The organism is Coleofasciculus sp. G3-WIS-01, assembly GCF_040223135.1.
Classification (GTDB): Bacteria; Cyanobacteriota; Cyanobacteriia; order Cyanobacteriales; family Coleofasciculaceae; genus Coleofasciculus.
Genome location: NZ_JAVJZI010000063.1, coordinates 1 through 8,468 on the forward strand (window position 1 = coordinate 1; position 8,468 = coordinate 8,468).

An 8,468-nucleotide genomic window follows, 5' to 3' on the forward strand; every position below is an offset into this window, starting at 1 on the left:
GTCGTTGAAGGAGTTAACAATAAACTGAAACTATTAAAACGGTGTGGATTTGGCTTCAGGAACTTTAAAAATTTTACTATACGCGCTTTGCTTTTGTGGCATTATCCTAACAGTTTAGCACACTAAGTACGGAAGACCCCAAGAAGCACACCAACTTAGAGAAGAAGGAATTGATGTCGTTATTGGGTTATTAGAAACTCACGGACGCCAAGAGACAGCAGAAGCCGCTGAGGGACTAGAAATGGTTCCCCGTTTATCTATATGTCGAGGAAACACAACGCTCACAGAAATGGACACCAATGCAATTCTGGCGCGTCAACCGCAACTGGTGTTAGTTGATGAACTCGCCCATACGAATATAAAGGGTTTGCCTAGGGAAAAACGTTATCAAGATGTTGAAGTTATTTTAGATGCCGGGATTGATGTTTTTTCTACCGTTAATATCCAACATTTAGAAAGTCTCAATGATTTAGTTGCCAAAATTACCGGGGTTGTCGTGCGAGAACGAATACCCGATCGCCTCTTGGATGAAGCTGACGAAGTGGTTATCGTTGATGTCACGCCAGAAACCTTAGAAGAACGATTAATCGAAGGGAAAATTTACGCCCCTGAAAAAATAGAACAATCTCTACAGAATTTCTTCCAACGCCGAAACTTACTCGCCTTGCGAGAATTGGCACTGCGGGAAGTGGCTGACAACCTAGAAGCCGTCGCTGAAAAGTCTACCCTAACAGGCAAATTTTACAGCGTTCACGAACGGGTGTTAGTTTGTGTGTCAACCTATCCTAATTCAGCTCAACTGCTGCGACGGGGGGCACGGTTAGCGACTCCTAGACTAATTGGAGTTCCCTACCCCCACCGCTTGCACTTATTCAGCAGTCCCTTACTGTCAGAGGTAAGTCCTGTGGGATCAAGCCAGACAATAGTGGTTGCAATACTGCTCGGTTAAGAAAAATTGTTTGTTGGCTAGAGCGCAAGCGTTACCCAACAAACCTAGTAAAACGTTGGGTTTCGTTACCAAGGGCCCAACCTACTACCCTTCTACTCAAGGCTTATCCGAGCAGTATTGATAGTGGTTGTGGTTAAATTAGAAGGATGATAAAATCCAGATTTGCCTTCATCCTTGCTGTTTTTCGTGGCAAATCCTCAGCCAGAGGGAACATTCAAGTCTCGTTTTCGCTCATAATTTTAGTATGGAGAGAAAAAGTCTCCTGAGTTTGTACTGCGATACTATCGACCTTTTGTAGAACAAAGCACTGCCATGGTTCAATACTCCATTAGTGCCACGAACAATCCCAACAAGCCGATCAAACTGTGTATCTGGGAACCGGCTGTGCTGAGTGACTCTCGCGTTCGACCCTTTCAGTTTAAAGCGAATTATACTTGTGAGACTCTACCAGAAGCCATGGAGATTCTCCGACAAGTTGAGGCTAAATCCCAGTCATACGAGGCAGTCGCCTAATCAAACCAAAGTGAAATAGAATCCTAGGGTGGGCATGAGAGCATGTCACCTTTGTCGCCATCATTAGGCTGTTGGGTAACGCTTACGCTCTACCCAACCTACAAGAATTTTGTGCAGAACTGATATGATCCTACGAGATGCGATCGCGCCTTTTTTCTGGTATACTTGTAGAGTGGGAAAAGGTGTGCGCCTGTATAGAGAACTGTAGAGAGAAAGTCACTTCAGTTCTGTTGGTAGGTGCAGGTAAAAACGTTCAAAGGCTTAGAAGAATAGCACTTCTGACGCGACAGGCAAAGGAACCTTAGAGCGGATTTAGGCATTCACATTCCCTGATGTGCTGCTGTTGAAGATTTGTTGGGCGGTGAGTTGTAACTCAGGGAAGATGGAGGAGACGAGCAAATCGTCACTGCGAAATAATTGCTTTTGATACTCGTCTTCGACTAGGGTACAAATTGTCAGGGTTGGCTGTTTGGGTTTGCCGATATACTCTCTACCGCCAATTCCCAGGTAGTCTACAATCCAATACTCAGGAATTTCTAAAATTGCATAGTCTTCAAGTTTTCGAGCATAGTCGTTTTGCCAATTAGTGCTAACAACTTCCGCGACTAGCTTGATGGTGCTTCCCAGAGTGATGACAGGTTCTTGTTGCCACAATGGTTCATGGATTAATCGGGTTTGATCTAAGACAATGACATCGGGGCGAAATGCAGTATCTGTTCCTAAGAGTTTGATCAGACAGCGATGGGGAATAAAATAAGGGGTATCTTGACGATCAATCTCGACGTTCAGCTTGCGCCCAACATAGCTGGCAACTTGTTCATGGGGTCCAGTGGGTTCCATTTCGATTAATTCCCCATCAATAAGTTCATAGCGATTGTCGTCGCCATAGCGAGTGATGAATTCATCAACGGATATTAGTTTCAGTGGTGATTGAATCATCCCGTCTAACCCAGGTTCTATTAAGGCAAGTACTGCCATCGTAATCTAAACTCCCGTTCAAAACTCAAAACAGCTAAAATCGCCGCCGATATTCAATAATCGCCCAACTATCTTCCGAAAAATCAGTCCCCCCCCGCAACAGCACATCATCATTCACTCGATAACGCAGATTGTACTGGAACGGTTCCCCAGTGGTTAACTCCTTCAACACCGAAACCGAGAAACTTTGCGTGATATCAATCCCCGCCTCAGCCGCAAACCCTAAACTAGAACTCCGCTGTTCATCATCGGGAATAATCGTCGGAAATAGACGAAACTCACTCAAAGGTAACGCATCCGCAATAAAATTCCCCACCGGTCCCAACACCGCTGAACCCGCCAAATTTGCCAACCCCAACGTACTATCCCCTCGCCCTAAAGTATCCACAAAACCCCCACCCAACAGCGCCACAATTTCGGCTTCGCTGCGTGCCGGTGTACTCGTCAATTCCAACTGATCCTCCAGTCGAGATGCCAATCCTTCCACCTGGGCGACAACCCGAACCGTTTGCACCGTACCCAACTCAAACTCCGGCACATCCGCAATTTCCGCCGTCTGGGCGGTAGTGGGGAGTCGCCGTTGGGTGGCTTCCGCCACTGATGCAACTAACCGTACATCTAAAAAGGGATTAAGTCCTTGACTGGGAATAAATTCAGCCGTCTGTTCATACCCCCGCGCCAACCGGAATTGAGTCGTAAATAAATTCACCTGACCCCGGGTTAACCGAATCACACCATCGGGTCTCAAATCTTCTAATGTTCCATTCAGTGTTAGAGTCCCTTGGGCAAGGAAATTCAAAATTGGCGCCTTTCTAATCTGAATATCTTCCACTAGGGTAATTTTTAAGTCATTAAACTCGAAAACAATACCCTCCTCCGTGTCACCCCCAGTTCCTACACCAGTTACCGCACCGCCATCTTGCTCAGGTAGTGGTACAGTACCATCAACTAAGTTAATTTCACCACCAATCGTGGGATTCAACGCTGTCCCAGTTAGCACCACCTGACTTTGTTGGATTTGACCTCGATATAGGGCTTTCAGGTTAATTGCCAGTTCCCCAATATTTACCGTGAGTGGATTTGGCTGAGGGATAGGTTCAGAGATGGGTAGGGTTCCTGCTGCGGTAATTTGACCGCCACCATAGTTCGCCGTCAAGCCATTCACATCAACCCGGTCAAAGTTGAACTCAATTTCCCCCGTCACATCAGTCAGGGGTTCGGGTAGGGCTTGCGAGGCGATTGTTGCCCCTTCCACGATGGCAACTCCCGCCGCCCTCACTCCTGTGGGACGCCCTTGTTCTTGGTTAAAGTTGCCTTGAATATCCAAATTAACGCTGCCGGTTCCCCCTCTCCAGACAACTTGCTGGCGGGTGAGGATATTCAATAAAGCTAGCCCCTCGTCTTCCACATTCACACTCAGGCGGAGTTCCTCACTCTCTGGGGCGACGGCTTCTCTTAAGGGTAACTGGTAAGGAATACTCCCCTGAACCACCAATTGAGGTTCACCCTCGTCTGTGGGTATACTTTCGGCTAAGAACCGCAACCGGGCATCACTGTAACTGAAACTCCCCTGCAAGGTTTCAATCGCTTCTTGATTCAGCGTCGCATCGGTTACCGTCACTGCTCCTCTGGCTTGGGGATTCGCTAAACTCCCCGAAAGAGTTGCTGTAGCGTCCAGACTCCCACTAATAGGACCGATCGCAGGCGGTAAATCCACCACGTCTCGGATTAGGGCGATGGGGAAATTTTCTAGGCGTAACTGACCCGATTGCGTCTCTCCACCGATAGTCCCAGAAAATGTGGCAAAACTATCTCCCGATTGTAAGGTTATCGGCAGCAGAGTCAGCACTCCCTCTTGGAAACTGCCTTGAATCGTTGCCTGGTTAACCTGATAATCACCCCATTCCCAGTCTTGTCCCTGGAGGTCAAATTTGGCATTAATTCCCGATGCCAACGAGCCACTAATTCGTACCTCACCACTAAATGTGCCATCTAACTCGTCTAAATCAGGCAGAATCTCCGCTTCTTCCTCCGCCTGTTGCTGCTGTCGCCGCAGGGTTTCAATTTCTGCAAGTCGGCGCAGTTGGGTTTGCAGTTTGGCTTGAGGCATTCCCACTTGGGCGATATCCAAGGGTGCGGTGGGGGTGGTGGGTGGTGTTGTGGTTAGGTCGATTAACTGTAGGCCCCCCACCAGAGTTTCCAGTTGTCCCTGTTCAATAGTCAGAGTCCCTTGAAACTGGGGACCCAGGGGCGTTTGGGTAATTCGACCCGATAGGCTATACAGATTTTCCCCTGGTGCCGCTTCCCCTGGCAAACGACTGCCAAAAATTGGACCTGCTAATTCTACTTGGTCTAAAGCCACATCAAAGGTATTCAAATTGATCGCCAGTTCCCCGGAAATATCACCCACCAAGGGTTGAGTCTGCAGGGCGACAGGAACCGGGGCGATATCTTTAATTAAAGCAATAGGAATACTTTCAGCATTCACCCGTAGCACATCACCCTGGCGTGTCCCGGTAGCGATCGCGTCCCCCCGACGAATGTTAAAGGATACGGGCAGATAATCCGATCCCAGGGCTAATTCAATCTGATCCGTCTCACCTTGCAGATTGAGTTCTACGCCTTCTCCGGGTATCACCGTCACAGGACCTGCGAGTTCCTCTTCAAATGCCAAACCACTAACAGCAAAATCCTCCAGTTCTACATTCCCCTGAACACGGGGATTGGTCAGATTCCCCGCGATCGTACCCGTAAAATCCGCCAATCCCGCCACATCCACATCCGCTGCGGCTGGGGGTAAATACGCCGAGAGTTCGGCTAAATCCAAATTATTTGCCGCCACATTCAGGTTAAAATTTCCTATCGCCCCAATTCCCTGATCCAACTGGGCGGGATTCACGCCAATAAAACCACTGGCAGACAGTCCCTCAGCGGTTAACTGTTGCAGGTCTATCCCTTGACCTGTCCAGCGAAATGTGGTACTTAAGGGACGGTCAATCAGAGCAAGTCCTTGACTAAATTGCAGTTGACCCGCAGCCGTTAGCGATCGCGCGATCGCTTCCGGGGTCAATGTCTCCAGACTGGTTGATACATCTACATTTCCGCTGACAGTTCCCGATAACTGTTCCCCAAACCTTGCCAATTCAATCCCTTCCGGCGCCAGCCTTGCTTGTAGCGTCCCATCCCTTAACTGCACCCCCGTTGCCCTCACCGTACCCCCCGCCACGGCTAATCTACCCTGACCTTGGGCTCGAATCTGATCAAGTGCCACCTTCTCAACAGACCCCGATAGATCAAAATTCCCACTAAACGCCCCAGCCAATTGCGGCGGTAAATCCGGCACTAACCTGTCCAAATCCAGCCCCGCCGCCTGTACATCTGCCTGCCAGCGTCCGGCGGCGAGATTAATATCCCTTGCCCGGACAACACCCCCTGCCAGACTAATTAAAGCATTCCCATCTCCCCGAATCGTTTCCAGCGCCACCTGCTCCACACTCCCAGAAAGATTCATGATTCCGGTTAAATTTCCCGACAATTGCGGCGGTAAATCCGGCACTACCCTAGCCAGTCGCACACGATTCGCCGCCACCGTAGCTTGCCAGCGACCGGCATTTACATCCACATTCGACACCTGAACAGTTCCCCCACCCACATTTAGCTGTCCCTCACCAGCTACATTAATCGTCGATGGTGAAAACTCTTCCATTGACCCAGACACCAAGAACGTACCACTGAAGGGAGACTGGAGTTGAGGGGGTAATTGAGGCACCAACTGTGCCAACTGAATCTGATTCGCGTCTATCCTGGCTTGCCAGCGACCATTTTTTAGAGTCACCTCCTCTAAATTAATCTGTCCCCCAGCCGCCGTCAGCGTCACTTCACCGAGTCCAGTAATTGCGGAAACCGAAGGATCTGCCAGAGAACCAGAAAGGGCAAACGTAGCGTTGATTGGTTCTTGCAGGGCTTCCGGAATTTGCGGGGCTAAATCTCCCAACTGCACCCCATTGGCATCAACATTAGCCCGCCAGCGACCTTGAGACAGTTGAATATTCTCCACTCCAATCGTTCCCCCCGCCACATTCAGGCGTCCGCTACCCTGGGCGCGAATCTGGGATAGGGCAAACTCGTCCAAGGGGGTGGATAGGGTAAACTGACCCGCTACTGTCCCCTGAAATTGCGGCGGGACATCAGCTAGTTGGGACAGTTGCACCCCTTGGGCTTGGACTAAGGCGGTGAGACGATTATCCAGAACTTGTAGATTCGTGGCGGTTACTGTACCCCCAGCGGCTTGGACTGTTGCGGTTCCGGTGGCGCGGATGTTTTGAGGATTATCCAACGGACCAAAAATTTTGGCGGTTCCGGAGAGATCACCGACTGGAATGGGTAGGGTGGTGTTGTAGGTTTTAGCCAATGGGGTGACGGGGACATTACTGGCTTCTAGGGTAAGTTGTAAACCCCCCTCTTCCCCCAGTTCAATCATGCCCCCGCCCGTAATTTTGCCACCGATGACGGGTTGGGCTTGCAGGTTGCGAATAGCGAGGCGGGTCGGATCTTCGGGTTGGGCGGGTGTGGTTAGGGTAAAATCGGTACGGATTGTGCTGAAGGTAACGCGATCAATCTGAGTTGGTTTCGTGGTGACGGCTTCTCCTTTAACTACAGGTTGGGTCAAAGGTCCAGTGACTAGCAGCGCGGCTTTGACTTCTCCGGACAGGGGAACGGGGGTATCTTTGATCGTAAAGGTTTGCAAAACGGGCTTGATCTGTACGGCTTGGGTTTGGGCAGTGAGATTAAATCCCGTCTCTAGATCAACGCTACCATTAGCCGTGGCGGGAATTTGCCCGAATTTTGTGGTTACGTCTTCTAAGCGAATGGTTGTCTCTTTGAAGCGTAATCGCCCATTGGTATTGATAAAGGGTTGGGGGAGTTGGGGGACTTTGGCGGTTACGTTGTTGAGGGTAGCATTTCCCAGAAACTGGAGTTGTTCGGGTTTAATTGTGAGTTCTAAGTCCCCGCCAACGTTACCGGCACTCACGTCTAGGGGTAGGGGAATCAGGCGATTTAGGGTGCTAGCGTTGACATTTTCCCCATTAACTTGTATGTGGGTGGTGCTAGTGGGGAAGAGGTGTTCCCCTTGCAGGTTAAAGGTGCCGCCACTGGCGATTGTCCCTTGGACATTGAAGCGAATAATTTCATTGTCCTGTAGGAATTGACTACTCCCCTGGGGAATCGCGATCGCGACAGGGGATTGGGGTTTGCCTGCGGGGGATCTGGGAACAAGCACCACCTCGGCATTCCGCACCCTTAACTGTTGTAATTCTGTTTTAATTGGACCTGGGTCTCCTTCTTTGAGTTCCAAGGGCATCCAAGATCCATTGACGGCTTGTTCGATATAGACATCGGGTTCAATTAGGGTAACCTCTAATTCTAACCGACGGTCGAGTATAAGGGGTATTAAATCATACTGAACTTCCACCGCTTCAATCGAGGCGCGATCGGGTTCGGTATCCGTAGGGGGTAAGGCGGCGCTATCAAACCGCAAACTATTAAGGGAAAAGCGTTCCACGTCTCCGATTTCCACGGGACGTTGCAGGAGTTGGGTAAGGTTTCTCGCCACCAGGGGTGCCAACATCCGTTGGATAAAATACCACGCCCCAGCCGTACCCCCAGCGATTCCCACCAGTAGGATGATACTGATCCCAATTAACCAACGTCGGCGTCGCGATTGTCTAGGGGGTGGAGATTCAGGTTGTGGGTTGGAATTGGAGTCAGGTTCGTTGCTGGGAGGGGGTGAATTTGTCATGATCGTTGTTCACACCGGGCAATAGATGCTCTCTTGCGGTTGCGTTTCTTTTGTGGGTGCGATCGCTATTCCTCTAATCGCTTGCATCAATGGACATTTCTTTCCTTTGTGGACATAAGTGTAACCGTCAGCTTTCCAGATTAGCTCGAAATACTTCCAGTTGATGCTTTGCAGTTTTCCTTTAACTGTAGTCAAGTCAAAGACCCGACCGGCTCTCACTGTCACTCG

The 8,468-nt window shown here is 49.8% G+C and carries 5 protein-coding genes and 1 pseudogene; 3 read left to right on the forward strand and 3 right to left on the reverse strand.

Going from position 1 to position 8,468, the window contains the following annotated elements; all coding sequences use genetic code 11:
• The 3 genes and pseudogenes from RIM23_RS06370 to RIM23_RS06380 form a co-directional block, all read left to right on the forward strand.
• On the forward strand, positions 1 to 126 hold a 126-nt coding region (locus RIM23_RS06370), incomplete at its 5' end, for a transposase (RefSeq protein ID WP_446365467.1).
• A 1-nt stretch (position 127) separates the two neighbouring features.
• A pseudogene (locus RIM23_RS06375) lies at positions 128 to 826 on the forward strand (sensor histidine kinase KdpD); the annotation flags it as partial.
• 435 nt (positions 827 to 1,261) lie between these two features.
• The gene (locus RIM23_RS06380; RefSeq protein WP_446365461.1) at positions 1,262 to 1,462 is read left to right on the forward strand and encodes a hypothetical protein; all 201 of its coding nucleotides are present in this window, start codon (positions 1,262 to 1,264) and stop codon (positions 1,460 to 1,462) included.
• A 312-nt stretch (positions 1,463 to 1,774) separates the two neighbouring features.
• Here the strand turns inward: RIM23_RS06380 and RIM23_RS06385 are convergent, their stop codons facing one another.
• The 3 genes from RIM23_RS06385 to RIM23_RS06395 form a co-directional block, all read right to left on the reverse strand.
• Positions 1,775 to 2,401 (reverse strand): Uma2 family endonuclease, encoded by a 627-nt coding sequence (locus tag RIM23_RS06385; RefSeq protein WP_446365469.1) that lies wholly within the window; start codon positions 2,399 to 2,401, stop codon positions 1,775 to 1,777.
• Positions 2,402 to 2,474: 73 nt separating this feature from the next.
• Positions 2,475 to 8,240: a translocation/assembly module TamB domain-containing protein gene (locus RIM23_RS06390; protein ID WP_446365463.1), complete on the reverse strand. Its 5,766-nt coding sequence runs from the start codon at positions 8,238 to 8,240 to the stop codon at positions 2,475 to 2,477.
• A 9-nt stretch (positions 8,241 to 8,249) separates the two neighbouring features.
• The coding region (locus RIM23_RS06395; RefSeq protein WP_446365465.1) for a hypothetical protein at positions 8,250 to 8,468 on the reverse strand (219 nt) is incomplete at its 5' end.

Excerpts from the sequence above, each read along its gene's own strand:
- RIM23_RS06380 (WP_446365461.1), top strand. The coding sequence starts at position 1,262 with ATGGTTCAATACTCCATTAGTGCCACGAACAATCCCAACAAGCCGATC.
- RIM23_RS06385 (WP_446365469.1), bottom strand. The coding sequence starts at position 2,401 with ATGATTCAATCACCACTGAAACTAATATCCGTTGATGAATTCATCACT.
- RIM23_RS06390 (WP_446365463.1), bottom strand. The coding sequence starts at position 8,240 with ATGACAAATTCACCCCCTCCCAGCAACGAACCTGACTCCAATTCCAAC.